At 70.0% G+C, this 26261-nt stretch carries 28 protein-coding genes and 1 pseudogene; 10 read left to right on the top strand and 19 right to left on the bottom strand.

Annotated elements, in window-relative coordinates:
* Positions 1-34: 34 nt before the first annotated feature.
* Positions 35-712: a LysE family translocator gene (locus tag ACIPQB_RS11380; protein WP_446485337.1), complete on the bottom strand. Its 678-nt coding sequence runs from the start codon at positions 710-712 to the stop codon at positions 35-37.
* Between the two features lie 109 nt (positions 713-821).
* Here ACIPQB_RS11380 and ACIPQB_RS11375 point away from each other — a divergent pair, with 109 nt between their 5' ends.
* Both ACIPQB_RS11375 and ACIPQB_RS11370 read left to right on the top strand, forming a co-directional pair.
* Complete coding sequence (locus ACIPQB_RS11375; RefSeq protein WP_446485336.1) at positions 822-2213, top strand: aminotransferase-like domain-containing protein; 1392 nt, start codon at positions 822-824, stop codon at positions 2211-2213.
* Positions 2214-2313: 100 nt separating this feature from the next.
* On the top strand, positions 2314-2796 hold the full coding sequence (locus ACIPQB_RS11370; RefSeq protein WP_446485335.1) for a hypothetical protein: 483 nt from the start codon (positions 2314-2316) through the stop codon (positions 2794-2796).
* A gap of 60 nt (positions 2797-2856) precedes the next feature.
* On the opposite strand, the gene ACIPQB_RS11365 is transcribed toward ACIPQB_RS11370, so the two are convergent.
* Together ACIPQB_RS11365 and ispG are read right to left on the bottom strand one after the other, a co-directional pair.
* A complete protein-coding gene (locus tag ACIPQB_RS11365; RefSeq protein ID WP_446485334.1) occupies positions 2857-3432 on the bottom strand; it encodes a YajG family lipoprotein in 576 nt (191 codons plus the stop codon).
* A gap of 86 nt (positions 3433-3518) precedes the next feature.
* On the bottom strand, positions 3519-4658 hold the full coding sequence (gene ispG, locus ACIPQB_RS11360; protein WP_446485333.1) for a flavodoxin-dependent (E)-4-hydroxy-3-methylbut-2-enyl-diphosphate synthase: 1140 nt from the start codon (positions 4656-4658) through the stop codon (positions 3519-3521).
* A 142-nt stretch (positions 4659-4800) separates the two neighbouring features.
* Between ispG and ACIPQB_RS11355 the strand changes: the two genes are divergently transcribed.
* On the top strand, positions 4801-5196 hold the full coding sequence (locus tag ACIPQB_RS11355) for a hypothetical protein (RefSeq protein ID WP_446485332.1): 396 nt from the start codon (positions 4801-4803) through the stop codon (positions 5194-5196).
* Between the two features lie 12 nt (positions 5197-5208).
* On the opposite strand, the gene ACIPQB_RS11350 is transcribed toward ACIPQB_RS11355, so the two are convergent.
* The 7 genes from ACIPQB_RS11350 to ACIPQB_RS11320 all read right to left on the bottom strand — a co-directional run bounded on the left by ACIPQB_RS11350 (position 5209) and on the right by ACIPQB_RS11320 (position 13334).
* The gene (locus ACIPQB_RS11350) at positions 5209-6267 is read right to left on the bottom strand and encodes a helix-turn-helix domain-containing protein (protein WP_446485331.1); all 1059 of its coding nucleotides are present in this window, start codon (positions 6265-6267) and stop codon (positions 5209-5211) included.
* A gap of 156 nt (positions 6268-6423) precedes the next feature.
* Entirely contained in the window at positions 6424-8688 is a 2265-nt protein-coding gene (gene ptsP, locus ACIPQB_RS11345) for a phosphoenolpyruvate--protein phosphotransferase (protein WP_446485330.1), read from the bottom strand.
* A 200-nt stretch (positions 8689-8888) separates the two neighbouring features.
* Complete coding sequence (locus ACIPQB_RS11340; protein ID WP_446485329.1) at positions 8889-9386, bottom strand: glycine zipper 2TM domain-containing protein; 498 nt, start codon at positions 9384-9386, stop codon at positions 8889-8891.
* A gap of 136 nt (positions 9387-9522) precedes the next feature.
* Entirely contained in the window at positions 9523-10467 is a 945-nt protein-coding gene (locus ACIPQB_RS11335; protein WP_446485328.1) for a DMT family transporter, read from the bottom strand.
* 204 nt (positions 10468-10671) lie between these two features.
* The gene (locus tag ACIPQB_RS11330) at positions 10672-11400 is read right to left on the bottom strand and encodes a helix-turn-helix domain-containing protein (RefSeq protein ID WP_446485327.1); all 729 of its coding nucleotides are present in this window, start codon (positions 11398-11400) and stop codon (positions 10672-10674) included.
* A gap of 35 nt (positions 11401-11435) precedes the next feature.
* Positions 11436-12773 (bottom strand): alpha-L-fucosidase, encoded by a 1338-nt coding sequence (locus ACIPQB_RS11325; RefSeq protein WP_446485326.1) that lies wholly within the window; start codon positions 12771-12773, stop codon positions 11436-11438.
* Positions 12774-12872: 99 nt separating this feature from the next.
* Positions 12873-13334 carry a hypothetical protein gene (locus ACIPQB_RS11320; RefSeq protein ID WP_446485325.1) on the bottom strand — a complete coding sequence of 154 codons (462 nt, stop codon included), beginning with the start codon at positions 13332-13334 and terminating at the stop codon, positions 12873-12875.
* 64 nt (positions 13335-13398) lie between these two features.
* On the opposite strand from ACIPQB_RS11320, the pseudogene ACIPQB_RS11315 reads away from it, so the two are divergent.
* Positions 13399-13470, top strand: a pseudogene (locus tag ACIPQB_RS11315) (hypothetical protein); the annotation flags it as partial.
* A gap of 71 nt (positions 13471-13541) precedes the next feature.
* Here the strand turns inward: ACIPQB_RS11315 and ACIPQB_RS11310 are convergent.
* Positions 13542-14789 carry an aspartate kinase gene (locus ACIPQB_RS11310; protein WP_446485324.1) on the bottom strand — a complete coding sequence of 416 codons (1248 nt, stop codon included), beginning with the start codon at positions 14787-14789 and terminating at the stop codon, positions 13542-13544.
* Between the two features lie 205 nt (positions 14790-14994).
* Here ACIPQB_RS11310 and ACIPQB_RS11305 point away from each other — a divergent pair, with 205 nt between their 5' ends.
* The 5 genes from ACIPQB_RS11305 (at position 14995) to ACIPQB_RS11285 (ending at position 18240) form a co-directional block, all read left to right on the top strand.
* Positions 14995-15513: an AbrB/MazE/SpoVT family DNA-binding domain-containing protein gene (locus ACIPQB_RS11305; RefSeq protein WP_446485323.1), complete on the top strand. Its 519-nt coding sequence runs from the start codon at positions 14995-14997 to the stop codon at positions 15511-15513.
* Positions 15503-15889 carry a type II toxin-antitoxin system VapC family toxin gene (locus ACIPQB_RS11300; protein WP_446485322.1) on the top strand — a complete coding sequence of 129 codons (387 nt, stop codon included), beginning with the start codon at positions 15503-15505 and terminating at the stop codon, positions 15887-15889. The genes ACIPQB_RS11305 and ACIPQB_RS11300 overlap by 11 nt, the downstream gene beginning before the upstream one ends.
* 2 nt (positions 15890-15891) lie before the next feature.
* Positions 15892-16653, top strand: coding sequence for a bifunctional 2-polyprenyl-6-hydroxyphenol methylase/3-demethylubiquinol 3-O-methyltransferase UbiG (gene ubiG, locus ACIPQB_RS11295; protein WP_446485321.1), 762 nt, complete (start codon positions 15892-15894; stop codon positions 16651-16653).
* Between the two features lie 129 nt (positions 16654-16782).
* Positions 16783-17781 (top strand): glycine zipper 2TM domain-containing protein, encoded by a 999-nt coding sequence (locus tag ACIPQB_RS11290; protein ID WP_446485320.1) that lies wholly within the window; start codon positions 16783-16785, stop codon positions 17779-17781.
* Positions 17782-17925: 144 nt separating this feature from the next.
* Positions 17926-18240 carry a glycine zipper domain-containing protein gene (locus tag ACIPQB_RS11285; protein ID WP_446485319.1) on the top strand — a complete coding sequence of 105 codons (315 nt, stop codon included), beginning with the start codon at positions 17926-17928 and terminating at the stop codon, positions 18238-18240.
* Between the two features lie 289 nt (positions 18241-18529).
* On the opposite strand, the gene ACIPQB_RS11280 is transcribed toward ACIPQB_RS11285, so the two are convergent.
* The 3 genes from ACIPQB_RS11280 to cobT all read right to left on the bottom strand — a co-directional run bounded on the left by ACIPQB_RS11280 (position 18530) and on the right by cobT (position 22355).
* Complete coding sequence (locus ACIPQB_RS11280; RefSeq protein ID WP_446485318.1) at positions 18530-18829, bottom strand: hypothetical protein; 300 nt, start codon at positions 18827-18829, stop codon at positions 18530-18532.
* 515 nt (positions 18830-19344) lie between these two features.
* Positions 19345-20430 carry an esterase-like activity of phytase family protein gene (locus ACIPQB_RS11275; RefSeq protein ID WP_446485317.1) on the bottom strand — a complete coding sequence of 362 codons (1086 nt, stop codon included), beginning with the start codon at positions 20428-20430 and terminating at the stop codon, positions 19345-19347.
* Positions 20427-22355, bottom strand: coding sequence for a cobaltochelatase subunit CobT (gene cobT, locus ACIPQB_RS11270; protein ID WP_446485316.1), 1929 nt, complete (start codon positions 22353-22355; stop codon positions 20427-20429). Before cobT ends, ACIPQB_RS11275 begins: the two co-directional genes overlap by 4 nt.
* A gap of 112 nt (positions 22356-22467) precedes the next feature.
* Between cobT and ACIPQB_RS11265 the strand changes: the two genes are divergently transcribed.
* Positions 22468-22644 carry a DUF1328 domain-containing protein gene (locus tag ACIPQB_RS11265; protein WP_446485315.1) on the top strand — a complete coding sequence of 59 codons (177 nt, stop codon included), beginning with the start codon at positions 22468-22470 and terminating at the stop codon, positions 22642-22644.
* 4 nt (positions 22645-22648) lie between these two features.
* Here ACIPQB_RS11265 and ACIPQB_RS11260 read toward each other — a convergent pair whose 3' ends face one another.
* The 5 genes from ACIPQB_RS11260 to ACIPQB_RS11240 all read right to left on the bottom strand — a co-directional run bounded on the left by ACIPQB_RS11260 (position 22649) and on the right by ACIPQB_RS11240 (position 26149).
* Positions 22649-23821, bottom strand: coding sequence for a DUF3089 domain-containing protein (locus tag ACIPQB_RS11260; RefSeq protein ID WP_446485314.1), 1173 nt, complete (start codon positions 23819-23821; stop codon positions 22649-22651).
* A gap of 82 nt (positions 23822-23903) precedes the next feature.
* Positions 23904-24218 carry a hypothetical protein gene (locus ACIPQB_RS11255; protein WP_446485313.1) on the bottom strand — a complete coding sequence of 105 codons (315 nt, stop codon included), beginning with the start codon at positions 24216-24218 and terminating at the stop codon, positions 23904-23906.
* Positions 24219-24249: 31 nt separating this feature from the next.
* On the bottom strand, positions 24250-24384 hold the full coding sequence (locus ACIPQB_RS11250) for a hypothetical protein (protein ID WP_446485312.1): 135 nt from the start codon (positions 24382-24384) through the stop codon (positions 24250-24252).
* A 110-nt stretch (positions 24385-24494) separates the two neighbouring features.
* A complete protein-coding gene (locus ACIPQB_RS11245) occupies positions 24495-24620 on the bottom strand; it encodes a hypothetical protein (protein ID WP_446485311.1) in 126 nt (41 codons plus the stop codon).
* Positions 24621-24757: 137 nt separating this feature from the next.
* Positions 24758-26149, bottom strand: a complete 1392-nt coding sequence (locus ACIPQB_RS11240) for a glycoside hydrolase family 5 protein (RefSeq protein ID WP_446485310.1) — start codon at positions 26147-26149, stop codon at positions 24758-24760.
* Positions 26150-26261 lie beyond the last annotated feature (112 nt).

Here is a 26261-nt window from a genome sequence, read left to right as displayed (position 1 = left end):
TGCGCCCGATCCGCGGCGCCTGGCAAGCCCCCGCTCACCCCCGCCAGCTGATCCGCGGCAACAGCGGGAACCCGCCCGCGGCCAGTTCGCGCGGCGCCTCGGTCGGCCTGGCGCGCCCGGTCTCCACCACCAGCGGATAGAGCGAGGCCACCAGCAGGGCGGCCATGGTCAGGTTGAAGGCCCGCAGCACCGGCGGCCGGTCGAGGAACCGCCGCAGGCCCTGGCCGAAGCCGGCCCAGGCGGCGCTGCACGGCGCGCCGACCAGCATGAAGGTCCCGGCCACGATCACCACCGCCAGGGACGAGCCCTCGGGCGTGTAGGTGGTGGTCGCGGTCAGGGCCATGGCCCAGGCCTTGGGATTGACCCACTGGAAGGCGGCCGCGCCCAGGAAGGTCATCGGCTTTGTATCGGCCTCCCGATCGCCGATCCCCTTGGCGGTGGCGATCTTCCAGGCCAGCCACAGCAGATAGGCCCCGCCGACCCAGCGCAGCACGTCGTGCAGCACCGGCCAGGCCTTGAACGCCCCGCTCAGGCCCAGGCCCATGGCCAGCACCATCACCCCCAGGCCGCAGCTGATCCCCAGGATGTGCACGATGGTCCGCTTGAAACCGAAGTTCGCGCCCGCGGCCAGCAGCATCATGTTGTTGGGGCCGGGCGTGCCGGCGGTGACGACGGCGAACAGGACGAAGGCGAGCAGCAGCTGGGCGGTCATGGCGGACACTCCTTGAGACGAGCCTCAGGACAGGAATGTCACGGTCATCTTGCCAATTGCATCATGTGTCAAAACCTATATTGTTCCAGTGACAATTCTGGAGACCTCGATGGCCGGATGGACCCCGACCCTGCCGCCCGGCACCGCCCCGCTCTATGAGCGGCTGCTGGACGCCCTGCGCGCCGACATCGCCTCGGGGGCCCTGGGCGACGGCGACCGCCTGCCGCCGCAGCGCGACCTGGCCCACCGCCTGGGCCTGGGCCTGGGCACCGTGACCCGCGCCTATGTCGAGGCCGAGAAGGCTGGGCTGGTGCAGGCCCATGTCGGGCGCGGCAGCTTCGTGCATGGTCCGTCGACCCGCGAGGGCGCGCCGGCGCGGCCGGCCGACGACGCTGCGCCGATCAATCTGAGCCAGAACATCGCCCCCCTGGCGCCGAGCGCCGCGCGGATCGGCGAGACCCTGGCGCGGCTGCGGCGCCGGCCCGACCTGCTGGAGAACCTGGCCTACGCCCCTTCGGCGGGGCTGGAGCGCCAGCGCCGGGCCGGGGCGGCCTGGCTGCAGCGCAGCGCCGGCCTGGACGGCGCCGACTGGCGGCGGACCCTGTGCTGCGCCGGCGCCCAGCACGCCCTGACCCTGGCCCTGTCGACCCTCTGCCGCCCCGGCGACACGGTGCTGTGCGAGGCCGCCACCTTCCCCGGCTTCAAGGCCCTGGCCGACCATGTCGGCTATCGCCTGCGCGGCGTGGCCATGGACGGCCAGGGCCTGCTGCCCGAGGCCCTCGACCGCGCGGCCGCCGACGGCGCCCGGGTGGTGTTCCTGCTGCCCTCGCTGCAGAACCCGACCGGCCGGACGATGGGCGCGGCTCGGCGGGCCGAGATCGTCGCCGTCGCCCGGCGGCGCGACCTGACGATCGTCGAGGACGGCATCTACGCCATCTTCGGCGACGAGACCGAGGCCCCGCCGCTGGCGGTGCTGGCCCCGGAGCGCACGTTCTATGTGACCGGCGTGTCCAAGTCGCTGGCTCCGGGCCTGCGGGTCGGCTTCCTGGTCGCCCCGCCCGGCGACCATTTCGAACGCCTGCTCGGCGCGGTGCGCGCCCAGTTCTACGCCCCGCCCAACTTCGGCGGGCTGATCGCCACCCAGTGGATCGAGGACGGCGCGGCCGACGCCATCGCCGCCGAGATCCGCGCCGAAATGGCCGCCCGGCTGGACCTCGCCCGCGCCCTGCTCGGCTCGGCGATGGAGCCGCCCGGCTCGGCCGCCAGCCCGCATGTCTGGCTGCCGATGAGCGAACTGGAGGCCGAACGCCTGGCCGGACGGACCCTGCGCGGCGGCGTCGAGCTCACCCCGCCCGCCGCGCCGATCGTCGAACCCGGCCTGACGACCGGCGTCCGCCTCTGCCTCGGCGCGGCCCGGGACCAGGCCGAACTGGAGCGCGGCCTGCGGGTGGTGGCCTCGGCCCTGGCGGGGGTGGAGGAGCGGCCGCGGGCGGTGATCTGAAAACAAACAGGAGAACACCCCTTCCGTCGCAACCTAGAGCTTTGCTATGGTGAGGCGGGGGCTGAAACAGTTTCAGCCGATCTAAGTCGTTGGAGCTGTTATGCGTCGTATCGTTCTCGTCACCGCCATGGCCCTGTTGACGGCCGGCTGCGTGACCCAATCGGGGGGCGACACCATCGCCCAAATCTCGTCGGACATTTCCAAGAACGCCTTCGTCAAGGAGATCTCGGTCAATACGCCGACCGGCGCCAGCGCCGCGTTCGAAACCACCTTCAAGAAGAACGTCTCGGAAAAACTCGCCGGCTGCGCCAAGGGCGCCCAGCCGCTGCTGCTGAAGGTCAACATCACCGACTTCAAGAAGGCCAACGCCGGCATGACGATCCTGGTGGGCTCGTCCAACAAGATCAAGGGCGTGGCCCAGTTGATCGACCCGGCGACCGACAAGGTGGTGGCCGACTACGAGATCGACCGCTCGACCGGCGGCGGCGGCCTGATCGCCGCGGCGGCCATGGCCGACGCCGAAGGCCAGATGTCTTCGGGCTTCGGCACGGAAATCTGCAAGCGCGCCTTCATCGCCCGCTAGGCGGCAAGCACGAATGGAGGGGCGCGGAGGCCGAGGCTTCCGCGCCCTTTCACGTTCGGCCTACTGGGCCGACAGCGCCTTGGTGAAGGCCTCGTCGGCGAACAGGGTCTTGAAATCGTCGGCCAGGGCCTCGCTCAGCGAAAGGGCCGCGTTCTTGCCGCCGGCCATCTGCACCGTCTTGCTGGCCTTGCCGGCCAGGTCGCGGCTGTAGACCTGAGCCCCCGACGGCGAGGTCACCGCGACCGTCAGGTTCACTTCGGAATTGGCCTTGCCGGACCACATGCCGACGCCGAATTGATTGTAGAAGGTGGTGACCTTGGCCTCGACCTTCGGACCGCCCGCCGCCAGCTTGTAGCCGTGCTGCTTGAACTCGGCGCTCAGCGCGTCACGGACGATGTCGGCCACCTCCTCCTTCGAGCGGATCGGGGCCATCTCCATGCCATAGCCGTTGATCTTGGTGGAGATGCGGGCGCGATTGGTGGTGCGGGCGTCGACGGCGGTGACCGTGACCTGGATCGCCTCGGCGCCCGCCACGGCCGACGCCGGCGCAGGCGCGTAGCCGACGGAAACCGTTTCCTCGGTGGTGGCGCACGCCGTCACCATCGCGGCCAGCGCGACGACAGCCAGAATTCTCATTTGGATAAGCCCCCAGAACAGCGGCGACAATCGCCGTAAGCGGGACATTTCCGACAGCGCCACCTAAAGTCAAGCTCCAGGTGAAGCTACTCCGCCGCGATCGCCTCGCCCTCGGCGGCGGCCTTCAGCTGGGCCGCGCGTTGTTCGACCAGTTCGACGATGTGGTCGATCATGCCGTCGTTGGACTGCTTGTGGTCGGGCTTGCCGGCCATATAAACCATGCCCGAGCCGGCCCCGCCGCCGGTGAAGCCCAGGTCGGTCATCAGCGCCTCGCCGGGGCCGTTGACCACGCAGCCGATGATCGACAGCGACATCGGCTGGGAGATGTGGGCCAGGCGCTCTTCCAGGGCCTCGACCGTCTTGATGACGTTGAAGCCCTGCCGGGCGCAGGACGGGCAGGCGATGATGTTGACGCCGCGGTGGCGCAGGCCCAGCGACTTGAGGATGTCGAAGCCGACCTTGATCTCCTCGACCGGGTCGGCGGCCAGCGACACGCGGATGGTGTCGCCGATGCCGGCCCACAGCATCGAGCCCATGCCGATGGCGCTCTTGACCGTGCCGGTGCGCAGGGCCCCGGCCTCGGTGACGCCCAGGTGCAGCGGGCAGTCGATGGCCTCGGCCAGCTGCTGGTAGGCGGCCACGGTCAGGAACGGGTCGGAGGCCTTCACCGAGATCTTGAACTCGTGGAAGTCGTGGTCCTGCAGGATCTTGGCGTGGTTGAGGGCGCTCTCGACCATGGCCTCGGGACAGGGCTCGCCATAGCGTTCCAGCAGCTCGCGCTCCAGCGAGCCGGCGTTGACGCCGATGCGGATCGAGCAGCCGTGGTCCTTGGCGGCGTTGATCACGTCGCGCACCCGGTCGGCGCTGCCGATATTGCCCGGATTGATCCGCAGGCAGGCCGCGCCGGCCTGGGCGGCCTCGATGCCGCGCTTGTAGTGGAAGTGGATGTCGGCCACCAGCGGCACGCGGGCCTCGCGGGCGATGGTCTTGAAGGCCGCCGTCGAGTCGGTGTCCGGGCACGAGACGCGGACGATGTCGGCCCCGGCCTCCTCCAGCTGGCGGATCTGCTCCAGGGTCGCCTTGGCGTCGCTGGTCAGGGTGTTGGTCATCGACTGGACGGTGATCGGCGCGTCGCCGCCCACCTCGACATTGCCGACGCGGATCTTCCGCGACTTGCGGCGCTCGATCATGCGCCAGGGTCGGACGTGGGTGTGGTCTGCGGCCATGGCGTCAATCTAGGAGGTTTGCAGCTGGAACCCAAGAGCATCAAGGAAATGTCGCGAACGCCAACCTCACGCAGTTTTCTCTGCACGCATTGACGCAACCCAGCATAGCCTCGACGCTTCGCTACACGAAATCGAGGACATCATGACCAGGGCGTTTCTTACAAAAGGCAATGGGCATCAGCACGCAAACCGCAAGAAGGCGCTAAACTACCTACTCTCCCACATCGACGGCGTCATCGCCGTTGATGAACGGACCGTCGATTTCCCGCCCTACGGACGATGCCACTTCTCGGCCTATACGCACGCCGAGGGAGCCATGATCAGCACGCCCGGCCGTGGCGACGAGGTGTTCGGCTCTGCTGATTGGCATGCCCGCGACCGGATCATGATGTTTCGGGACTTTGGCGACGGGCGGTGTATGATCTACGTATGTCCGATAAAGCCGCTTTTCGGCGAACGAACCATCGGCCAACACGGCGTACGCTGGCCGGACATTCTCAAACACGCCGAATTCAAACAGGTCTTCAGGACCGAATGACGCCAGCGAAATTTAGGGGCGCGTGACCGTCGCCGGGACCGGCGGAGCGACCGCCAGCTTGCTCAGCGCCACCTGCGGCGCCGACAGGCGGCTGGCCAGGGCGCCGTTGACATAGACGTCGAAGGCCGCGGGATCGGAGACGTCGGCGGTCAGCCCCGCCGTGCGCGGGGCGCGGAAGGCTTCGCCGGCGGCCATCCAGCGGGCGAAATAGGTCGACTCCCCGGCGCCGTGCACCGCCAGCGAGGCTGGCTTGCGGGCCTGCAGGATGACGCCCGAGGCGTCGGCGGGATTGGCGCCGTACACCGCGCCCTTGGCGCGGAACGGGGCGCCCAGATTGAGCAACGGCGCGGCGGCGGCGGTCAGGGCGTCGGCGGCGCGGGCCTTGGAGGCGGCGGTCACGGCGTCGGCCGAACCGCCGTTGGCGGCGGCGTCGTCGAGGCCGGGGGTCTTGTAGGGCTCGGGCGTGGTCGATTCCACCGGCGCGGGCAGCGGCGCGCCCAGCGATACCGAGCCGGGCGTGGCGGCGGGGTCGACCGGAACGGCGGCGGGGCCGGCGACGGCGGCGCTGGCCTGGGACTGGGCCACCTGGGTCGGCGGTTCGTCCTTGGCGATGGCCCGCTGGGCGACGTTCCACAGCACGATGGCGGCCACGACCAGCACGCCCAGCACCAGGATCAGGCCCAGGCGCGGATCGCGCTCGTGGCGCACGCCGACCGGGGCGCGCAGGGGCTCGTTGTCGTCCGGCGCGTCCAGCTTGAAGCGGGCGACGGCGGCGTCGCCGTCCAGGCCCAGCAGCTTGGCGTAGGACTTCACATAGCCGATGGTGAACGGGCGCGAGGGCAGCTCTTCGAGCCGCATGTCCTCGATGGCCTCGATATAGCTCTGGCGGATGCGGGTGGCCTCGGCGACCTCGCCCAGGCCCAGGCCGCGGAATTCCCGCGCCGCCCGCAAGGCCGCGCCCAGGTCGGGACCGTGATCCACCGAGGGCTGATACGCCGGCATCGACGCGTCTTCCGGATCGCCGTCGGCGACCAGGTGCAAGTGAGGAACCCTGCCCGTATCCAGCGGCATGGCTGCCATGTCACTCCAAAATGCGCGTCACGCGAGAACTTGACGAATAGGCCCGACGTTTATAGCCGGAATTCGTTAACACTTCATAGCCGTTATCAAAGTAAGTCGCCGGATTCAATACACTATACAGCCACGGTCGGTTAAGAACCAGAGCCGTCAGACGGCGACGTAAAGCTTCCGGGCCAGGGTTTCGATTTCGCCGCGCAGCGAGCCGGCCGAGGTCTTGAGCAGGGCCTCGACATTGCGGCGGGCGGCCTCGCGATCGCAGGACAGCACCATCTGCTTGACGGGCCCGATGCCGGCCGGCGGCATCGACAGGCCATCAAAACCCAAGGCCAGCAAGGCGAAGGCCTCCAGCGGCCGCCCCGCCATCTCGCCGCAGACCGAGACCGGCGTGCCGGTGTCGGCGCAGGCCTGCTGGATGGTCTTGAGCGCCCGCAGGGCGGCCGGCGACAGCGGGTCGTAGCGGTCCGACACCCGCGGATTGCCCCGGTCGGCGGCGAACATGTACTGCATCAGGTCGTTGGTGCCGACCGAAACGAAGTCGGTCATCGGCAGCAGAGCGTCCAAATGCCACAGCAGCGAGGGCGCCTCGATCATCGCCCCGACGTCCAGCCGCGCCGGCTCGGGCCGGCCGCGCTTCAGGGCCCAGGCCACCTCCTGGTCGACGAAGGCGCGGGCGGCGCGGAACTCGTCGACATTGGCCACCAGCGGGAACATGATCCGCAGCGGCCGGCCGCGCGCGGCCTTGATCAGGGCGCGGATCTGCATGCGCAGCAGGGCCGGCCGGTCCAGGCCCATGCGGATCGCCCGCCAGCCCAGGGCCGGATTGTCCTCGCGCTCCAGCTCCATGTACGGCAGCAGCTTGTCGCCGCCGAGGTCGAGGGTGCGGAAGGTCACCGGCATGCCCTCGGCCGCGTCCAGCACCTTTTCGTAGAGGCTGGTCTGGGCTTCGAGCCGCGGCATCTCCTCGGCGACCATGAACTGGAACTCGGTGCGGAACAGGCCGATGCCCTCGGCCCCGGTCTCGCCGAGGATGTCGAGATCGACGGCCAGGCCGGCGTTCATCAGCAGGGTGATCTTGTCGCCGTCCTTGGTGACGGCGGGGGTGTCGCGCAGGCGGGCGAACTCGGCCTTGCGCTGGGCGCGGACCTCCATCCGGGCCTTCAGCGCCTTGACCACGTCGGAGCGCGGCCGCAGCCAGGCCTCGGCGGTCTCGGCGTCGACCACCACCGGGTCGCCCTCGTTGACCCGGTCGCGCAGGCCGGCCAGGCGGCCGACGCAGGGAATGTCCAGGGCCCGGGCGACGACGCCGGCGTGGCTGGCGGCCGAGCCCTCCTCCAGCAGGATGCCCTTGAGCTTGGTGCGGTCGTATTCCAGCAGGTCGGCCGGGCCGAGGTTACGGGCGATCAGGATCGCGTCGTCGGGCAGGACCCGCACGGCGTGGACGTCGCCCGACAGGTGGCGCAGCAGCCGGTCGTTGAGGTCCTCCAGGTCGTGCAGGCGCTCGCGCAGATAGGGGTCGCGGGCCTGGCCCAGGCGGGCGCGGTGCTCCGAGCGCACCCGCTCGACCGCGGCCTCGGCCGTCAGGCCCGAGCGCACGGCTTCCTGCAGCGACCGGTTCCAGCCGCGGTCGTGGGCGAACATCCGGTAGGTCTCGAGCACCTCGTAGGAGGCGCCGACCAGGCCGTGCTGGCCCTCCAACATCTCGTCGATCTGGGTCTGCAGGGCCTCGACCGCCCATTTCAGCCGGGCTTCCTCGGCCAGGGCGTCGTCGGACAGCAGCTGCTCGGGGGCGACCGGCTGCTCGTGCAGCACCGCCACGCCATAGGCCAGTCCCTCGGCGAACCGCGCGCCCTTCAGCCGCTCGGGCTTGTGGGGCGCGATCTCGACGTCCTTGAGCTCGGCCAGGCCCAGCAGTTCGCTGGAGCTGACCATCTCGGCCAGGACCATGGCGATGATCTGCAGGTCCTCGACCTCGTCCTCGCCATAGACCCGCTCGGTGCGGTTCTGGACGACCAGCACGCCGATCGAGCGGCCGCCGCGCAGCAGCGGCACGGCCAGGAAGGCGTGGTAGGGATCTTCGCCGGTCTCGGGCCGGTAGGAGAAGGCCGGGTGGCTGGCGGCGTCCGACAGGTTCAGCGGCCTGCCCAGGCGCATGGTCTCGCCGACTAGGCCCTCGCCCGGCTTCATGCGGGTGACGTGGACGGCGCCGGGATCCAGGCCCTCGGTGGCGAACAGCTCCAGGTCGCCGCTGGCGCGGCGCAGATAGATCGAGCAGACCTCGGCGACCATCGAGATGGCGATGGTGCGCACCACCATGTCGAGCTTGGCCTGGGCGGGGCCGCCGCCGGCCATGGCCTCGCGAATCTGCCGAAGCAGGCTGCGAGGTCCCCGAACAGCGATCCCTGACGCCGCCATGTTTACGCGCGCACTCCCCGTGGCTCGACGCGGCTCAGCCTGACAAAAGCGCCAGGGGTTGGAAAGCCGCATCGTGCTCAGGCGGCTATAGCAGATTTCGCGCGCCGCACAGCGTTCGCCGACAGGCAAATCGTGCGCCGGACGCGAAAAGGCGCCGCCCTTGGGGAAGGACGGCGCCCGTTCGTCGGCGGGATCAGGCCTTAGCGGCGGCCGCCGTAATAGCCGCCATCGCGTTGGCCGTAATAGCCGCCCTCGCGCTGATAGCCGTAACCGCCGCCGTAGCCGGAGTCATAGCGGGTGTCGTAGCGGTCGCGGCGATGATCGCGGTCATGGCGATTGTCATAGCTCGACCGGTCGTAGCCGCCGCCGTAGCCATAGCCGTTGCCGTAACGCGAGCCATAGCCGCCGCCGTAGCGGCTGTCGCGATAGCCGCTGGAATAGCGGTGGTCGCGGTCGTAGCGGTCGCCATGGCCCGTCGAGGCGCCCAGGGCGGCGCCGGCGACGGCGCCGATGGCGATGCCGCCGTTGTCGCCGTCCGACAGGGCCGCGCCGGCGAGGCCGCCGATCACGGCGCCGAGGATGGCGCGCTCGGTCTTGTTGCTGCGGTCGCCGGCCAGGGCGGCCGAGGCCGGCAGGACGACGGCGCCGGTCAGGGCCGCGGCGACGGCGATCTTCGTGAACTTACCAAAGGTCTTCATGGCGTTGCTCCATCTGCGAAGCGTCGCCAGGTCCGGAAAGGTCCGGTGCGGCGCTGTTGAGGCCTTTGTCGCATTCGCGCCTTGAACCCGTTCTGAACGGCGATGTTCAGGTGGCGGTCATGTTCGGGGAGATCGCCTACTGCGCGGGGTGAGCCTCGGCCGGCGGTCGGTGCAGATGCACCGACCACAGCACCCCGGCCAGCATCAGGACGATGGCCGCCGTCTCCAGGGGGTGGGGCCATCGGCCCTCGTGCAGGAAGCCGTACAGCAGGGCGAACAGGGTCTCGAAGACGATCAGCTGGCCCGACAGGCTGAGCGGCAACAGGCGACTGGCGGCGTTCCACAGGCCGTTGCCGATCACCGAGGCCCCCAGGGCCACGGCCAGGCTGACGCCGCCGAACAGCAGCCAGTCGCCTTGCGCATGCGCCCGGCCTTGGGCGAAGGCCGGGACGATCAGCAGCAGCGACAGCAGGCCGGTGACCACCCCGGTCAGCAGCGACCATTCGTGGCTGGTGAAGCGCGGCGTCGCCGCCAGGCGGCGGGCGTTCCACACCGCATAGACCGTCCACACCGCCAGCGCCCCGGCCGCCGCGAGCAGGCCCAGCGAAAGCCGCCCGGGGCTGACGCCGCCGGCGGTCTGGAAGGCGGCGAGATTGATGCAGACCACGCCGGCGGCGACCAGCAGCAGCGGCGCGGCCAGCTTGCGCAAGGGCACGCCCTCGCCGGGTTTGGCGCCGACCAGGGTGATGGTCACCGGCAGCAGGCCGATGATCAGCGAGGCCGGCGCGACCCCGGCGATCTGCACCGACACCGCCAGCCCGACATAGTAGACGATGTTGCCCAGCAGGCTCAGCCCCGCCAGGTCGCGCCAGTCGGCGAGGGTCAGCCGGCCCAGCACCTTGCGCGCGCTGGGCGCCAGCAGAACCGCCGAGGCCAGGCCGTAGCAGAGATAGCGGCCGGCGGTCATCTGCAGCGGCGTGAAGGCGGCCAGCAGCTCCGGCGCCAGGAACACCCCGCCCCAGAAGGCCCCGGCGACGAGGCCGCAGAGAAGTCCGATCAGGAGGCGCTGCTGGTGGGTCATGGCCGGCAGGTAGCAGAGCGCAGCGTGGGAGGCTTGGCGAAAGCTCCGGGTGTTTAGGCAAAACCTCCAATACATCCGCTCATCCCGGCGAATGCCGGGACCCAGATCCCATAGCGGTGTGGATGATTGGAAGGGCTCGGAGTCCTTTGGCGTCAGCCCAAATGCCATTCCATCTGGGTCCCGGCATTCGCCGGGATGAGCGGTTTAAATGCGCCTTTGCCGCCACGCCCCCGGCGTCGTTCCCAGCCGCGTCCGCATGGCCCGGGTCAGGGCGCTCTGGTCGGCGTGCCCCGTGCGGAGCGCGACCTGGGCGATCGACAGCGACGTCTCCGACAGCAGTCGCTGCGCCGCCCGCAGGCGCGCGTCGACCAGGTAGCCGTGCGGCGTCTGGCCGAACGCCGCGGCGAAGGCGGCGAAGAAGCGGCTCTGGCTCATGCCCGCCTCGACGGCCAGGGCCTTGACCGCCAGCGGCCGGGCGAAGTCGCGCTCGACCCGGGCCGCGGCCCGGGCCAGGCGCGGATCGGCGATCGACGGGGCGGCGGCCAGGCCGCGCAGCAGCAGCGGCGCCCACAGGGCCGCCACGGCGTCGTCCACCTCGCCCGCCGCGTCGCCGGCGATGTAGTCGAGCAGGCCGCGCACCGGCGCATCGACCGGCAGGAAGGCGCGCTCCCTCAGTCCTTCGAACGGCGCGATCAGCTCGGCGCCGATATTGGCCACCACGAACAGGTTGTCGCCGGCCGCGGCGAAGGCGTGGCGGGTCCCGCAGCGGACCAGGGCCGCCTGCCCGGCCTGGACCCGGCCGCCGCGGCCGTCGATCTCCATCTCCAGCACGCCCCGCCGAGGCAGGACGATCTGGTCGAAATCGTCATGCACGTGCGGATCGGCGTCGGCGCCGTAGCGGCGCAGGGACAGCTGGGCGATCAACTCGGTCATCGTGCCTACGACCTCAGCGGCAATCAGCGCGTCATCTATGCCGCTTCCGGCGCCAGCCTCAGTTCGATGACGGTGACGGCCGATCCGCGCGACGACGGCGGCACGGCCAGGGTATGGCCCTTGGCGTCGGCCGTCCACCGGACCGTCTCGCCGGACAGGTTCCGGGCCTCGACGACCTTCCGGGGCAGAGGCGGCAGCAACAGTTCGTCGGCGGGCCAGCCGACGATGTGGACAAAGACGCTGTCGCCGGCGGTCGTCGCGCCATAGACGCCGTCGACCGGCTGCAACGGCCCCGGCCGCGTGCCGTAGACGGCCCGGCCGTGGCGCTCCAGCCAGAGCCCGACGCCCTTCAGCGTCTCGGTCTGCCTGGGCGGAATGACGCCGTCGGGATCGGGACCGACATTGGCGATGATATTGCCGTTGCGCACCACGGCGTCGACCAGCAGCCGCACCACCTGGTCGGCGCTGAGGACATTGTCTTCGGGCGTGTAGCCCCAGGCGCGCGTGTTGATCGTGAAGGCCTTTTCCCACGGACGGGCGCGGATTGGGCCCTTGATCGGCGCGCCGCCTTCCTCGACCTGGTTGTCGCCCTGCCAGCCCGAGCGGGGGTTGATGACGATCTTCGGCTGGTATTTGCGCACCATGCGGTTCAGCTTGTCGGGCTCCCAGAACCAGGCGGCGTCGGCGTCCGTGCCCTTGTGCGCCAGCCAGCCGCCGTCCCACCACAGCACGTCGATGCGGCCATAGCGGCGCATCAGCTCCTCGACCTGGGCGTAGGTCTGGCGCTTGAACAGGGCGGCGTTGTCCGGCAGTTCCTTCGGCCGGAAATAGGCCGGGAAGCGCCAGTCGATCGGCGAATAGTAGAGACCGACGCGAAGCCCCTGGCGGCGGACGGCGTCGACGAACGGGGCGACCAGGTCGCGATGGGCCGCCGAATGCATGGCGTCGAAATGGCGGTAGCTGGCCGGGCTGTCCCACAGGGCGAAGCCGTCGTGGTGGCGCGTCGTGAGCACCATGTAGCGGGCGCCCGCCGCCTTCGCCAGCGCGACCCAGCTGTCGGGGTCATAGTGACGGGGGTGGAATTCCGCGGCGAGCCTCGCGTAGGCTTCCGGCGAAACCTTGTCGTTGAACATGCGCCACTCGCCCTGGGCCGGGATCGCATAGAGCCCCCAATGGACGAAGACGCCGAACTTGGCGTCGCGCCACCAGGCCATGTCCTGCTCGGACAGCAGCAGGTCGGGCGCCAGGGTTGGGTCGGTGTTGGCGGTCTTCAGGGCCGATCGCTGCTCGTCGGTCAGGACCTGGGCGCTCAGCGCGGGCGGCGCGAAGGCGGCGGCGGCGGCCCCGAGCAACAGGTGGCGACGAGCCAGCATGACATTCCCTCCCGCATTTTTCGGAGAGGCTACGCGATGCGGGGGGATTTCAATAGAGAATACTATTTCAAATATGACGTCAAGGTCGGGTGGACGTCCCTAGCCGTGACCCGGCTGGGCCAGGGGCTCGCTGACCGCCGCGACCAGCTGGCGGGCCTGCTCGACGGCGCCATCGATGTCGCGCTCGATGAACGCGACCTCGGCGTCGGTCAGGGGGTGCGGGGCGGCGATCACCTCGCGCAGATAGGCCCGCTTCTCCGGCTCGGTCATGGTCCACCAGCCGACGGTATGGCCTTCCTCGATCACCGCGTCGCCCATGGCCAGCAGGTCGTCCTCGTCGAACACCGGCCGGCCGGGCTGCTCGGGGAACCACTGGCCGTCGTCGGGCAGGGCCTGGTCGAGCTTGCGCAGCAGCGAGGCCAGCCACGGGCTGACCAGCAGCGGCTTCTCATAGCCGTCGCCGAACTTGGCCCGCAGCAGCAGGTCGTACAGCAGCTCCAGCCCCGCCTCGCCGGCGAAGGTGACGGACTTCTTCTCGGGATCGAAATGGAAGACCGACATGGGCGCTCCTGGGGGTGACGTTTTGACGTCATAACGTCAGAAGGCGACGTTTTGCTAACGCTCCGGGACGCCCCCTCCGTCACGCTGCGTATTCGCAGCGCGCCACCTCCCCCGCGATGCGGGTGAGGAGCGAGGGTCCTTCTCCTCCCCCGTGCAACGGGGGAGGTGGCGGCGAAGCCGACGGAGGGGGCGTCCCTCCGCGCTCGACTACAGCTGGTCCAGCCCGTAGGCCGCGTGCAGGGCCCGCACCGCCAGCTCGGTATAGGCCGCGTCGATCAGGACCGAGATCTTGATCTCCGAGGTCGAGATGACCTGGATGTTGATGTTCTTCTCGGCCAGGGCCTGGAACATCGACTGGGCGACGCCGGCGTGGCTGCGCATGCCCACCCCGATCACCGACACCTTGGCGACGTCCTCGTTGACCGCCACGTCCTCGAAGCCGATCTCCTTCTGGGCCTTGCGGACGATCTCGACGGCGCGGACGGCGTCGCGCTTGCCGACCGTGAACTCCATGTTGGCGGTGTCGGCGCTGCGGGCGCGCGACTGCACGATCATGTCGACATTGACGTTGGCCTCGGCCAGCCGGCCGAAGATCTGCGACGACACGCCCGGATGGTCGGGCAGGCCCAGCAGGGTGATCTTGGCTTCGTCGCGGCTATAGGCGACGCCCGAGACGATGCGCTTTTCCATGATTTCTTCCTCGTCGCAGACGATCGTACCTTGGCCCGGGGCTTCGCCCGGCTCGACGAAACTCGACAGCACCCGCACCGGGACGCGATGGGCCATGGCCATCTCGACCGAGCGAGTCTGCAGCACCTTGGCCCCCAGCGAGGCCATTTCCAGCATTTCCTCGTAGGAGATCTTGGCCAGGCGCCTGGCCTTGCTCTCGATCCGAGGGTCGGTCGTGTAGACGCCGTCGACGTCGGTATAGATGTCGCAGGCGCCCTTCAGGGCCGCGGCGATGGCCACAGCGCTGGTGTCCGAGCCGCCCCGGCCCAGGGTGGTGATGCGCTGGTCGGGGGTCACGCCCTGGAAGCCGGCGATCACCGCGATCTGGCCGGCCGCGAAGGCGGCTTCCAGATTGGCCGGCGGGATGTCCTCGATGCGGGCCCGGCCGTGGGCGTCGTCGGTCAGGATCGGCACCTGCCAGCCCAGGAACGAGCGGGCGTTCAGGCCCATGTTGCGCAGGGTCATGGCCAGCAGGCCGGCGGTCACCTGCTCGCCCGAGGCGACGACGGCGTCGTACTCGTCGTCCGATTCCGGCAGGCCCTGGGCCGCGCGGCCCGAGCCGTCGGTCCAGGCCACCAGCTCGTTGGTCTTGCCCGACATGGCCGAGACCACCACCGCCACCTGCTTGCCGGTCGCGACCTCGGCCGCGACCAGGCGCGCCACCCGGCGGATGCGCTCCAGGTCGGCCACCGAGGTGCCGCCGAACTTCATCACCAGACGTGACACGCCCTACCCCGTCAAAACCTAAGGTCAATTCTTGCGTCGCGAGCGGCGGAACCTCGCCGTACGCGCAAGCCGCGGTCTTCTAGCGGCGCGACGGCGCAACGGCAATGTCGCCAAGCTGTCTTTTTCGTCGCGGGGCCGGCGGCTTGACTCATTTACCGCAACCTACCTAACTACCTACCTGTTTTCCGTATGATGGAGAACCGCCATGTCGCCCGACCTTGAAACGCTGCTGCGGGGCCAAAAGACCGTCGCCGGCAAGATCCGCGCCCTGGCCGCCGCCGGCTATCCCCGCGCCGAGATCGCCCGCATCCTCGGCAAGCGGTATCAGCATGTGTGGAACGTGCTGGAGGAGCCCGGTCCGCCCCGGCTGACCTCAATGGCGGCCGACGGCATGGCCGAGGCCGACGCCAAGCCCTTTCAGTACACGCCGCCCCATACCTATTTCCTGACCGTCGAGGCGAACGGCTCGGTGGTCTTGCCGCCCGAGGTGCTGAAGGCGCTGGGCGCTGGGCCAGGCGGCGTCATCATCGCCGACCTGGGCGAGGAGAGCTTTACGCTTGTCAGCGGCATGACCGGGATTCGGCTCATGAAGGCCCGACAGGCCCAGCCGCCGCCTCCCGGCATGCTGGCTTCGGAAGACCTGATCGAGGAGCGTCGGCGCGAAGCCGCGATCGAAACCCTTGAAAGCGGGATGGTCCGGGCCAGGGTGCGCCGTGACGACTGAGGTCGTGGTGGACTCTTCGGCGATCCTCGCCCTGGCCTTTCGGGAACGGGGCCGGGAGCACGTCGCGGTCGCCTTGCCCGGCGCCGCGATCAGCGCGGTCAATCTCGCCGAAGTGATGTCCAAGTTGCTGGACAGCGGCCTGTCGCCCGATCAGGTCGATCGCCAACTGAACGACTTTTCGCTCGTCGTCGCCGATTTCGATCGCGATCTGGCCATGCGGACCGCCCTCCTCCGCGCCGCCACCCGCCACAAGGGCCTGTCCCTGGGCGACCGCGCGTGCCTGGCCCTGGCCATTCGCGAAAAGCTGCCCGCCATGACCACGGATCGCGCCTGGGCCGATCTGGACCTTCCGGTCGAAGTCGTGCTCATACGCTGACCATGACCCAGCCCGTTTCCGCCCCCCCCTCCTGGAGCATCGACCCCACCGACGTGGCGCGGTTCTCGGCCATCGCGGCCGAATGGTGGGACCCGCGCGGCAAGTTCGCGCCGCTGCACGTCTTTAATCCCTGCCGGCTGGGCTTCATCCGGGAGCAGGCCCTGGCGCGGTTCGAGCGCGACGGCAACGCCCGCACGCCGTTCGAGGGCCTGAGCCTGCTCGACATCGGCTGCGGCGGCGGCCTGCTCAGCGAGCCGATGGCGCGGCTGGGCTTCGACGTCACCGCCATCGACGCCTCGGAGAACAACATCAAGACCGCCGCCGCCCACGCCGCCGAACAGGGGCTGGCGATCGGCTACCGTCCCGCCACCGCCGAACAGCTGCTGGCCGAGGGCGCGGGGCCGTTCGACGTGGTGCTGACCATGGAGGTCATCGAACACGTGGCCGATCCCGGCGAGTTCCTGCGCACCTGCGCGCGGCTGCTGGCGCCCGGCGGCCTGATGATCGTCGCCACGCTCAATCGCACGCTCAAGGCCCTGGCCCTGGCCAAGATCGGGGCCGAGTACGTGCTACGCTGGGTGCCGCCCGGCACCCACGACTGGAAGCAGTTCCTCAAGCCCGACGAGCTTCGCGCCTTCCTGGCGAGCGAGCCCGTGGCGATGCAGGGCCCGTTCGGCGTCGCCTACAACCCGTTGACCGGCCGCTGGAGCCGCTCGGCCGATGTCGACATCAACTACATGATGACGGTGACCAAGCCCGCCTGACAGTTCGACGAGATCGCCGCCGATGGAACCTTCACTGTCGCCGGGGCTTTAAGTCTCAGGGACACAAAGGATTGGCGACCCGCTTCAGGGGGCCCGCCGTCGGTCCGTTCGTCCGAACGGAGACTGTCGATGACTTCCAAATATTCAGCCTGGTTGATGGCCTCGGCCATCGCCTTCAGCCCCGCCGCGCCTGCTCTGGCGCAATACGCCTCGCCCGACCCGGCCTACCAGCAACGCCTCCAGACCTACGGCGACCAGCGCGCCGACTATGAGCAACGGTCGGCTGACTACCAGGCCGAGCGGCAAGCCTACGAGGCCGACCGCGCCCAGTACGAGCGCGCCCGCGCCCGCTACGACCGTCGCCACGGCGTCGGGGCCTATGACCGCCGCTATCCGCAATATGCCGCGCGCTATGTCAGCCCGACCTGGCGCGACCGCCAGGCCTATGAAGACGCTCGGCGCGACTACGACCGCCAGTACGGCATGGGGGCCTATGACCGTCGCTATCCCGACGGCGCCGCGCGGTTCAGCGGCGATGGCCGCGCCTATGGCGACAATCGCGACTATCTGGACCAGCGCGCCCAGTATGACCGCGACCGGGCCGACTATGAGCGCGCCCGCGCCGACTACGACCGCCGCTATGGCGACGGGGCCTATGACCGCCGCTATCCGGAATACGCGACGCGCTACACCTCGCCCTATGCCGGGGCCTATGGCGACAACGCCTCCTACACCGAGCCCTGCCGCACCGACGCCAAGAAGAACGCCGTGGCCGGCGGGGTGATCGGGGCGCTGATCGGGGCGGTGGCCGGCTCGAACCTGGCCGCCCGCAACGCCAAGCCGGAAGGCACGGTGCTGGGGGCCGTGGTCGGGGCGGGCGTCGGGGCCGGCATCGGCAACGCCGCGACCAAGAACCGCTGCGACGCCCAGGGCGCCTACTGGACCTATGACGACACCGTGCCCTATCGCGAAAGCAGCCAGTACCGGGCCAGCGTCGGCGCCGACTACGAAAACTACAGCCGCCGCTGTCGTCTGGCCCCGGCCCCGACCGACTATAACGGCCGGACCGAGACCCGCTACGTGCGGGTCTGCCCCGACGCCGAAGGTCGCTACCGCGTGCAGGGCTAAGCTGGACAAGGGATGAACGGCGCCGACGGCGCCGTTTCATCCCCGGTTCAGGTCGAACAGCCGACAGTGGCTTATCGCACGTTGCGAACCGAACCCAAGCTTGAGCGTTCTTGACTCAAGGACAACACAGAAACGGAGGCCGCCATGCGCGCCCAACTGAAAACTCTCGCCGTCGTAGTCGCTCTCGGCTTCACGGCGTCCACCGTCGCGGTCACTGCCGCCGACGCCCATCAGTCGCGTCACCGCGTGCTGGTCTGCAAGAGCACCAAGAGCGCCCGCAACAAGGGCACGGTGGTCGGCGGCCTGACCGGCGGCACCCTCGGCGCGGTCGTGGCCGGTCACGGCAACAAGACCGAAGGCGCCGTGCTCGGCGGCGTGGTCGGCGCGGTCGCCGGCAACCAGATCGCCAAGCACAATTCCAAGAAGAAGAACTGCCACTACGAGTACCGCTACTACTAAGCGGAAGCCCGTCCGCTCATCCCGGCTGGGCCGGGATGAGCGGCGGAGCGGGGCGGAGACCGCCCGACTCGTCCTTAATACCAAGGGCTCTTGAGTTCGCCCCCTCGCTCCCCTTCGCCGTCATCCCGGGCCTCGTGCCCGGGACCCATCTGTCCGCCGCAAGGGCGGAGGCGTGGCGCGCTGGCGCGCCAAGGCAGCGCACCGTCAGCTGAACCCTGGGTCCCGGGCACAAGGCCCGGGATGACGGGCTGATTAGGCGTGAAGGGTCGAAATCAAAGGCCGCTTGGCCTTAGAAGCTGACCTTCTGCAGGCCGCTGGGCCGGAAGGCGGCCTTGTCGTAGGCGGTCAGGATCGGGCTGTCGACGCGGCGGACCGCGTCGCGGGTGGTGTCGCGGATGCAGTAGGTGATCGCGTCCCTGTCATAGCCGCTGAGTTCTTCGCGGCAGACGCTGGTGGCCGCGGCGACGATGTCGGCGTGGACCTCGGCGGCGGTGCGGCCGCGAACCTTGACGTGCTGCTCGGCGGCGAAGGCCGACGAGGCGGTGGTCAGAACCATGGCCGTGGCGGCCAGGACAAACATCTTCTTCATGATCTTAGTTCCGAAAGGGGGTTGGGGTTCAACCACCTCCCGACGCGTTCCTCTGACGGCCGTTGGGATCTCGCCCGCTCAGCCGTCATAGGTACCGGTAACATGACAACGTTGTCAGTCAACGAGAATGTTGCGTTGCACAAGAAACTACTTCGGCCCGTGTTCGGCGCGACACGGCGAGCTGCAAGGCGGCGCGGATCTGGGCGCCGGAGCCAAAATGAGGACACGCGCTCATACCCAGCGCTTCGAGTTCAAGTCCTCTCCAATTCCTCGCTTTCCCCTTCTCGCCGTCATCCCGGGCCTTGTGCCCGGGACCCATTTATCCGCCGCAAGGGCAGCGAAGTGGCGCGCCAGCGCGCCATTGCGCTTCACCGTCGGCTGAACGATGGGTCCCGGGCACGAGGCCCGGGATGACGAAGTTATAGGAGGGTGAGAACGTTCGGAAATCAGCTGCCGCTGGTGTCATTTTCAAGCCGCGCCCGATCCGCATGGGCCCGGAAATCCCCCTCAGCCCCCTAACGCCGACGGGGCTTCCTGACCTTCGGCGGCGCGGGCGGGGCGGGCGGGGCCGGCGGCGGGGCGGTCCAGTCGAAGGCCATCAGCAGGGTGCGCTCGAAGCTCATGTCGTTGTCGTCGGCCAGCAGATAGACCCGGGTCGCCCCGGCCGGGGTGCGGGTCAGGGCCAGGCCCTCGAAATTGTCGCGGCTGACCGCCCCGTCCAGGGTCAGGCTGGCGGCCCAGACCTGCTTGGCGGCCGGGGCGCGGGGATCGACCACGAACCGCACCTGGGCGCGCCAGCCGCGAATCGGGTCCAGCGCCCGGTGCAGGGTGGCGATGGCCTGACCCTCGAAGCTGGCGAAGGCGGTCAGGCCCCAGGTGAAGTCGGGCGGCGACTGCGGGGCCAGGCCCTGGCAGCTGGTCGACAGCCGGCACAGCCAGGTCTCGCCCTCCTCGCCGCCGACCAGATAGGCGTCCGGCCCGGCGATCGGATAGGCGGTCAGGGCCTCCATGCCTTCGTTGTCGGGAAAGGTGGTGGCCGGCATCGGGGCCGGGCGCGGCGGGCCGAAGCTGCCGTCCGCCAGCCGCGGATAGAGCCAGATGCGGGCGTCGCGCTCGAAGCTGACCAGCCGGTCGCCATTGGGCATCAGCGCCAGGCCCTCGGCGTCGGCCTTGTCCTTGCCCTGCAGCGGCTGGCCGTCGGGACCCTTCAGCGGCGAGAGCTTGCCGTCGGTCAGGCCGACCAGCCGGCCGGCCTCGTCCAGCTTCAGCCGGGCCTCGAACAGGTCGCCGTCGTCGCTGACCGCGACGATCGCGCCGTTGGGGGCGATCTTCAGGTCCGACAGGCCGTGCAGGCGGGCGGTGTCGGGGCTGCTGACGGCCACGCCGCCGGCATAGACGAAGCGGCCGATCGCCCCCGCCGCCAGGGCGGCCGGCGGCGGATTGGCGGTGGTCAGCGGCACGGGCGTGGTGACCAGGCTGATCTCGGGCCCGACCTTGACCGGGGCGACCGGCAGCACCGCCGGCTCCGGCTTCTTGCCGCACTGCGACAGCGAGGCGGTGGCCAGCCCGGCCACCAGCAGGGTGCGCCAGCCTCCGATCACGCCGGAACCTTGCGAGCCGGTTTCGGCGCGGACGGCTGCACGGTCGGCGGCGCGGCCAGCAGGCCCCGGGCCCGCTTGACCGCCTTGGGCTCCTCGTCGAACAGCCCGGCCAGCTGGTCGACCAGGGCCCCGCCCAGCTGCTCGACATCGACGATGGTCACGGCCCGGCGGTAGTAGCGGGTGACGTCATGGCCGATGCCGACGGCGATCAGCTCGACCGGACTGCGGGTCTCGATCTCGGCGATGACCTGGCGCAAATGGCGCTCCAGATAGTGGCCCGAATTGACGCTGAGGGTGGAGTCGTCCACCGGCGCGCCGTCGGAAATCACCATCAGAATGCGGCGGGCTTCAGGCCGGCCGATCAGCCGCTGGTGGGCCCACATCAGGGCCTCGCCGTCGATGTTCTCCTTCAGCAGCCCCTCGCGCATCATCAGGCCGAGGTTCTTGCGGGCCCGCCGCCACGGGGCGTCGGCGCTCTTGTAGATGATGTGGCGCAGGTCGTTGAGGCGGCCGGGGGCCGGCGGCTTGCCGGCCTTGATCCACTCGTCGCGGGCGCTGCCGCCCTTCCAGGCCCGGGTGGTGAAGCCCAGCACCTCGACCTTGACCGCGCAGCGCTCCAGGGTGCGGGCCAGGATGTCGGCGCAGACCGCCGCCACCATGATCGGCCGGCCGCGCATCGAGCCGGAATTGTCGATCAGCAGGGTGACGACCGTGTCGCGGAACTCGACGTCCTCCTCCTGCTTGAACGACAGCGGGGCGGTGGGGTCGATGATCACCCGGGTCAGGCGGGCGACGTCGAGCATCCCCTCCTCCAGGTCGAAGGTCCAGGCGCGGTTCTGCTGGGCCAGCAGCCGGCGCTGCAGCTTGTTGGCCAGGCGCGAGACCACGCTGGAGAAGGCCGCCAGCTGCTGATCGAGATAGGCCCGCAGCCGGGTCAGCTCGTCGGCGTCGCACAGGTCCTCGGCCGGCACCACCTCGTCATGGGCGGTGGTGAAGACCTTGTAGGGCGGCTCGCCGGCCGGGCCCTGGCCGGCGTCGGGACGGGCCGGCTTGGCGCCGTCGCCCATCTCCGGCGCCTCCTCGGTGTCCTCGGCCTCGCCCTGGTCGTCGGACTGGACCATCTCCTCGTCGCCGGCCTCGGTCTCGCGCTCGGAGCTCTCGGTCTCCTGCGGCGAGGCGCCGTCGGACTGGTCGCCCTCGCCTTCGCCCTGGTCGTCGTCGGCGGCCTCGGTGTTCTGGTCCTCGTCGCCCTCGTCCTCGTCCGACTGTTCGGTGGCCTCGGACATCTCCTCGCCCAGGTCGAGGTCGCGGAGGATCTCGCGGGTGACGCGGGCGAAGGCGGCCTGGTCGTCGATCGAGGCCAGCAGGCGGTCGAGGTCCTTGCCGGCCCGGGCCTCGATGTCGGCGCGCAGGATGTCGACCAGGGCCTTGGCCCCGTCGGGCGGGGTGTCGCCGGTCAGGCGCTCGCGGACCATCAGCGACAGGATCTCGGCCATCGGGGCGGCCTGGCGGTCGGTGGCGATGTTGCGGGTCAGGCCCTGCTTTTCGAGCCGGGCCTCCAGCGCTGCGGTCAGGTTGGCGCGCACCCCGCCCAGGGCATTGCTGCCGATCGCCTCCAGCCGGGCCTGTTCGATGGCCTCGAAGGCCGCCTGGCCGTCGGGCGAGCCGGGCCGGGCCCGGGCGTGGGCGACCGGGTCGTGGTGGGCCAGGCGCAGGGCCATCTGGTCGGCGAGGCCGCGGATGCGGGCGGCTTCCCGGGAATTGAGGTCGCGCGGCGGGTGCGGCAGCACCGCGCGCTTGCCGACCAGGCTGGGCCCCTCGCCCGAGAACACCACCTCCAGGTCGGGGGTCTCGGCGAGCGACCGCGCCGCGTGGGCCAGGGCGCGCTTGAAGGGTTCGGTCGGGCTTTCGGGCTTGGAGGCCATGGGAATGGGTTACCCAGCCTGGGCGGCGAAAACAAGGAACACCGCGCGTCGAGGACGCGTTTGCCTGAGCGAGACCCGCAGCAGGCGGGCCAAGCCCTGGAAGGAAACCATCATGCTGAAATGGGCCCTCATCCTGGCCGTCGTCGCCGTGATCGCCGGCGCCCTGGGCTTCACCGGCATCGCCGGCGCGGCGGCGGGTGTCGCCAAGATCCTGTTCTTCCTGTTCCTGGTCGGCTTCGTGCTGTTCGCCGTCCTGGGGGTGACGGTGTTCAAGAGCGTGACGAAATAGTCCGCTACTTGGCCTTCGCCCCGTAGGCTTTGGACTGGGCCGCGACCACCTCGACCAGGTCGCCGATCGTCAGGTTGACGTCGACCAGGTGCAGGCCCCAGTCCTTGACCCGCATGCCCATGGCCAGCAGGTCGCCGGGGATGTCGTCGGTGCGGGGATCGGCGGGGTCGGGATGGACGGTGATCGCCAGATAGTCGAAGCCGTCGTGGCTGACGCACTCGCCCGAGACCAGGCCCGGCAGCTCGACGAAGGGCGTCGTGACCTCCGCCCCCTTGGCCCAGGTGGTGGCCGGCCGCATGGCCGAGCCCATGATCGTGCGGTCGCTGAAATAGCTGTGCAGCGTCGCCGGGCCGCCGGCCAGGGCGGCGGGATTGACGCAGGCGGCCGTCTTGCCCGGCTCGGCGACCTTGCCGAAGAAGCTCTTGTCCGACGGCGGGCTGTCGGCGCGGAACGAGACATAGGAGATCACGCAGCCGGTCTGGCCGGCCTGGCGGCACAGGGGCAGCGAGCCGTAGCGCCCGGTCGCCGGGTCGACCGGAGTGTTCATGCCCAGGATCAGGGCCGAGACCAGCTGCTTCTGCACCGGCTTGCCGTCGATCTCGCGGGCGATCAGGTCGAGCAGGATGCGCGAGCCCTGCGAATGGCCGATCAGCACCACGCCGCGGCCGTGATTGTCGTGGGCCAGGTAATGCTTCCAGGCGTCGCGCACGTCGCCATAGGCCAGGTCGCCGTCGCCGGGCGAGGCCTGGCCCATCATCACCTTGCGCAGGGCGGCGATGGTCACCTGGCGGTAGACGGGGGCGTACAGCCGGCAGACCTGGCCAAAGCGCGCCAGCTGGTGGGCGACGACCGCCTTCTCCGGCAGGTCGGGGACCATGTCGCTGTTGCCGCCCGGATCGCTCGACACCGTGGGATAGACGTAGAAGCAGTCGATCGGCGCCTTGGGGTCGGGCTTGAACGGCTCGATCGTCGTCCCGCCGTCGGCGGCGATCACCGTGGCGGTCTGGTCGGCGGCGCAGGCGTCCTGGCGGCCGGGCCGGCACAGCCAGGCGTCGTCGCGGGCGTAGTCGTTGGGCGGCGGCGGCCCCGCCGGCGCCGGCGCGGGCTGCGAACAGGCGACGCCGCCCAGGCCCAGGGCGACGATCAGGCCGAGCGCGGCCCATGGCTGGCGTGACATAAGCATCCCCCAAGGTTTGGTTCGGCCGGAGGATGACCTGGGCGCGAGCGGAAGGAAAGAGCGCCTGGACGCGGCCTCGCCTTCAGCTCGGCAGCCAGCGGCGGGGGAACTTGTCGCCCAGGGCGCGGGCCTCGCCCGGCTTCAGGCCCAGCTCGCGCATGCGGTAGGCGACCACCTCGCGCAGGGCCTCGACCGGCTCGCGGCCGCCGGACGGGCTGGAGGCGACCGGCCCCGTGGCCATGGCCAGGTCGACCGCCGCCCATTCGGCCTGAGCCCGGTCGGGCTTGCCGACCGCGAAATAGTGGCGGACCGGCAGGCGCTCGCCGGCGACCTCGACCATCACCCCGACCACCCAGCCTTGGACGAGCAGATCGGAATCGGGGCGCTGGCGGAACATGAGCGCCGATGTAGCAGATTTGGGCCGCCCGTCACCGGCCGGCCAGCAGCAGGAACACCGCGCGGACGATCAGGCCCAGGGCCAGCCACAGCATCAGCCCGACCATGGCCAAGCTGGCGTAGGGCAGGCGCCCCGCCCGAATTCGACTGACCAGACGCCTGTGCATCGCCCGCCCTTCCCCGCGGCGCATCGTTGCGCGCCACAGCGGGACCGTACAGACTCAACCCCCAGGATCAAACGCGGCAAATCGTAGCGCGACAGGAGAGCGCCGCCGCGTCACCCCAGCAGCTGGAACCCCGCCTGGCTGAGCAGGCCCAGCACCAGCCACAGGGCCAGGCCCAGGACGATGAAGACCGCGCGCGAGGGGCGCCGGTCGCGGAAGTGGATGTCGTGTCTCGCCATGCCCAGCCCTCCAGCCACGCTTTTTGCGTCGCCGGAGTCCTCAACGAGCTTGGCCGCCGAAGGCTGCGCCTGTTGACGCGAGTGTGATCACCTATCCACAGGCGGGGACGGAATGGGCGGGAACCGAACGCCAAGGATCATGGCCGGGTCGTCTTGATCGCCTCGACCAGCCCCGGCAGCCAGTGGTCGCCGTCCCGCAGGCGGAAACCCGTGCGGTAGCCCCAGGCGCAGCTGTCGACGCCGACCGAGGCGAAGGCGGCGCTCACGGCGCCGTAATAGCGGACCCGCTGGGCCAGCGGCACCCGGGGATCGTCCTGCACGCCGTATTCGCCCAGGATCGGCACCCGCCCGGTCCTGGCGATGTAGCCGCGCACCTTGTCGAGCCCGCGATCGAGCTCGGCCTTGTCCTCGGCCGAGCCGAACGGCCGGCCGATCGGCGGGGTCGGATCCGCCCAGGCCGCGCCCTGGTGGGTGAACAGGAACGGGTCGTAATAGTGGAAGCTGGGCACGACATAGGGGTCATTCGGCATGGCGAAAGCCAGCATCTTGTCGAGATTGTTCCATTGCGGCCCGACCACCACGATCCGCCGCGGATTGGTCTGGCGGATCGCCGCCAGCGCCGGGGCGTAGAGCCGGCCGAGATTGTCGTTGTCGAGCTTGTCGTACGGCTCGTTGAGCAGTTCGAACCAGACGCTCGGCGGCGCGTCGGCGAACCGCGTCGCCACCTGCCGCCAGAGCGCCGTATAGCGGTCGGCCTGGCCTTCGGGGTCGCGCATCACTGCGTCGTAGTTGTGCATGTCGAGCATGACGTTCAGGCCGGCGGCGGTCGCCTGCTCGACCACATGGCGCACGCGGGCGAGAAACACCGGGTCGATCGCATAGGGCGCGGCCTCGGCGGCGTGGCGGGAAAAGGCGACGGGCAGGCGCACGGTGGAGAAGCCGGCGGCCTTGATGATCGTGAAGTCGTCGTCGGTGATCGGCGGGCCCCAGGCGCTCTCCGTCGGGGCGTCGAGGGCGCCGGAGATGTTCACGCACTTGCCGACCCGAACCCTGGGCCCGACGCGCGGCCGGGCGGCCTTGGCGGGCGTGTAGGCCAGGCCGGGCGCGGGCGGCGCGTCCCAGCGGGCGGAGAAGGGAAACGGATAGCCGCCGCGCTTGAGGGTGAGCGGCAGCGTTGCGCCCGCCTGGCTCCAGCCGCCGGTCAGGACCTGGCGCGCGGGATCCCACTGAGCCTCGTAGCGGCCCTGGACCGACGGCAGGTCGAAGCTGAAGCCGGCCGCCGTGGCCCGGATGTTGGCGAGCGGAAGGCCGAACGCGCCCTGGTCCGGACTGTCGACCACGCCGGCCAGGGCCTCGCCGTCGCGGCGCAGGTGCACGGCGATGCGCAGGCGCTGGCCGCCCTCCTCGATGGCCCCCACCCAGTCGCCGACGACCGCCGCGGACGGCCGGTCTTCCGCGCCGTGCGCCCGGAAGCCGGACAGTCCGCCCGCCAGCACGGCGGCGGTCAGAACCAGATTTCGATGCGACATGGAGAGACCCCGCCTAATGCAAGGCGAAGTTGAACTTCGGGCCGCGCTTTTGCCAAGCGCTTTCCGTTGCGCCCAAAGAAAAAGGCCGGGACCTTGCGGCCCCGCTCTCCTT

Source organism: Caulobacter sp. LARHSG274, assembly GCF_052871235.1.
Note: the sequence above shows the minus strand (reverse complement) of the source record. Positions and strands in the feature narration are given on the sequence as shown.

Excerpts from the sequence above, each read along its gene's own strand:
- ubiG (WP_446485321.1), top strand. The coding sequence starts at position 15,892 with ATGACCCAGCCCGTTTCCGCCCCCCCCTCCTGGAGCATCGACCCCACC.
- ACIPQB_RS11245 (WP_446485311.1), bottom strand. The coding sequence starts at position 24,620 with ATGGCGAGACACGACATCCACTTCCGCGACCGGCGCCCCTCGCGCGCG.
- ACIPQB_RS11335 (WP_446485328.1), bottom strand. The coding sequence starts at position 10,467 with ATGACCCACCAGCAGCGCCTCCTGATCGGACTTCTCTGCGGCCTCGTC.
- ACIPQB_RS11320 (WP_446485325.1), bottom strand. The coding sequence starts at position 13,334 with ATGTCGGTCTTCCATTTCGATCCCGAGAAGAAGTCCGTCACCTTCGCC.
- ptsP (WP_446485330.1), bottom strand. The coding sequence starts at position 8,688 with ATGGCGGCGTCAGGGATCGCTGTTCGGGGACCTCGCAGCCTGCTTCGG.
- ACIPQB_RS11375 (WP_446485336.1), top strand. The coding sequence starts at position 822 with ATGGCCGGATGGACCCCGACCCTGCCGCCCGGCACCGCCCCGCTCTAT.
- ACIPQB_RS11260 (WP_446485314.1), bottom strand. The coding sequence starts at position 23,821 with ATGTCACGCCAGCCATGGGCCGCGCTCGGCCTGATCGTCGCCCTGGGC.
- ACIPQB_RS11265 (WP_446485315.1), top strand. The coding sequence starts at position 22,468 with ATGCTGAAATGGGCCCTCATCCTGGCCGTCGTCGCCGTGATCGCCGGC.
- ACIPQB_RS11340 (WP_446485329.1), bottom strand. The coding sequence starts at position 9,386 with ATGAAGACCTTTGGTAAGTTCACGAAGATCGCCGTCGCCGCGGCCCTG.
- cobT (WP_446485316.1), bottom strand. The coding sequence starts at position 22,355 with ATGGCCTCCAAGCCCGAAAGCCCGACCGAACCCTTCAAGCGCGCCCTG.
- ACIPQB_RS11355 (WP_446485332.1), top strand. The coding sequence starts at position 4,801 with ATGACCAGGGCGTTTCTTACAAAAGGCAATGGGCATCAGCACGCAAAC.
- ACIPQB_RS11365 (WP_446485334.1), bottom strand. The coding sequence starts at position 3,432 with ATGAGAATTCTGGCTGTCGTCGCGCTGGCCGCGATGGTGACGGCGTGC.
- ACIPQB_RS11370 (WP_446485335.1), top strand. The coding sequence starts at position 2,314 with ATGCGTCGTATCGTTCTCGTCACCGCCATGGCCCTGTTGACGGCCGGC.
- ACIPQB_RS11255 (WP_446485313.1), bottom strand. The coding sequence starts at position 24,218 with ATGTTCCGCCAGCGCCCCGATTCCGATCTGCTCGTCCAAGGCTGGGTG.
- ispG (WP_446485333.1), bottom strand. The coding sequence starts at position 4,658 with ATGGCCGCAGACCACACCCACGTCCGACCCTGGCGCATGATCGAGCGC.
- ACIPQB_RS11305 (WP_446485323.1), top strand. The coding sequence starts at position 14,995 with ATGTCGCCCGACCTTGAAACGCTGCTGCGGGGCCAAAAGACCGTCGCC.
- ACIPQB_RS11285 (WP_446485319.1), top strand. The coding sequence starts at position 17,926 with ATGCGCGCCCAACTGAAAACTCTCGCCGTCGTAGTCGCTCTCGGCTTC.
- ACIPQB_RS11280 (WP_446485318.1), bottom strand. The coding sequence starts at position 18,829 with ATGAAGAAGATGTTTGTCCTGGCCGCCACGGCCATGGTTCTGACCACC.
- ACIPQB_RS11350 (WP_446485331.1), bottom strand. The coding sequence starts at position 6,267 with ATGCCGCTGGATACGGGCAGGGTTCCTCACTTGCACCTGGTCGCCGAC.
- ACIPQB_RS11290 (WP_446485320.1), top strand. The coding sequence starts at position 16,783 with ATGACTTCCAAATATTCAGCCTGGTTGATGGCCTCGGCCATCGCCTTC.
- ACIPQB_RS11330 (WP_446485327.1), bottom strand. The coding sequence starts at position 11,400 with ATGACCGAGTTGATCGCCCAGCTGTCCCTGCGCCGCTACGGCGCCGAC.
- ACIPQB_RS11380 (WP_446485337.1), bottom strand. The coding sequence starts at position 712 with ATGACCGCCCAGCTGCTGCTCGCCTTCGTCCTGTTCGCCGTCGTCACC.
- ACIPQB_RS11240 (WP_446485310.1), bottom strand. The coding sequence starts at position 26,149 with ATGTCGCATCGAAATCTGGTTCTGACCGCCGCCGTGCTGGCGGGCGGA.
- ACIPQB_RS11325 (WP_446485326.1), bottom strand. The coding sequence starts at position 12,773 with ATGCTGGCTCGTCGCCACCTGTTGCTCGGGGCCGCCGCCGCCGCCTTC.
- ACIPQB_RS11250 (WP_446485312.1), bottom strand. The coding sequence starts at position 24,384 with ATGCACAGGCGTCTGGTCAGTCGAATTCGGGCGGGGCGCCTGCCCTAC.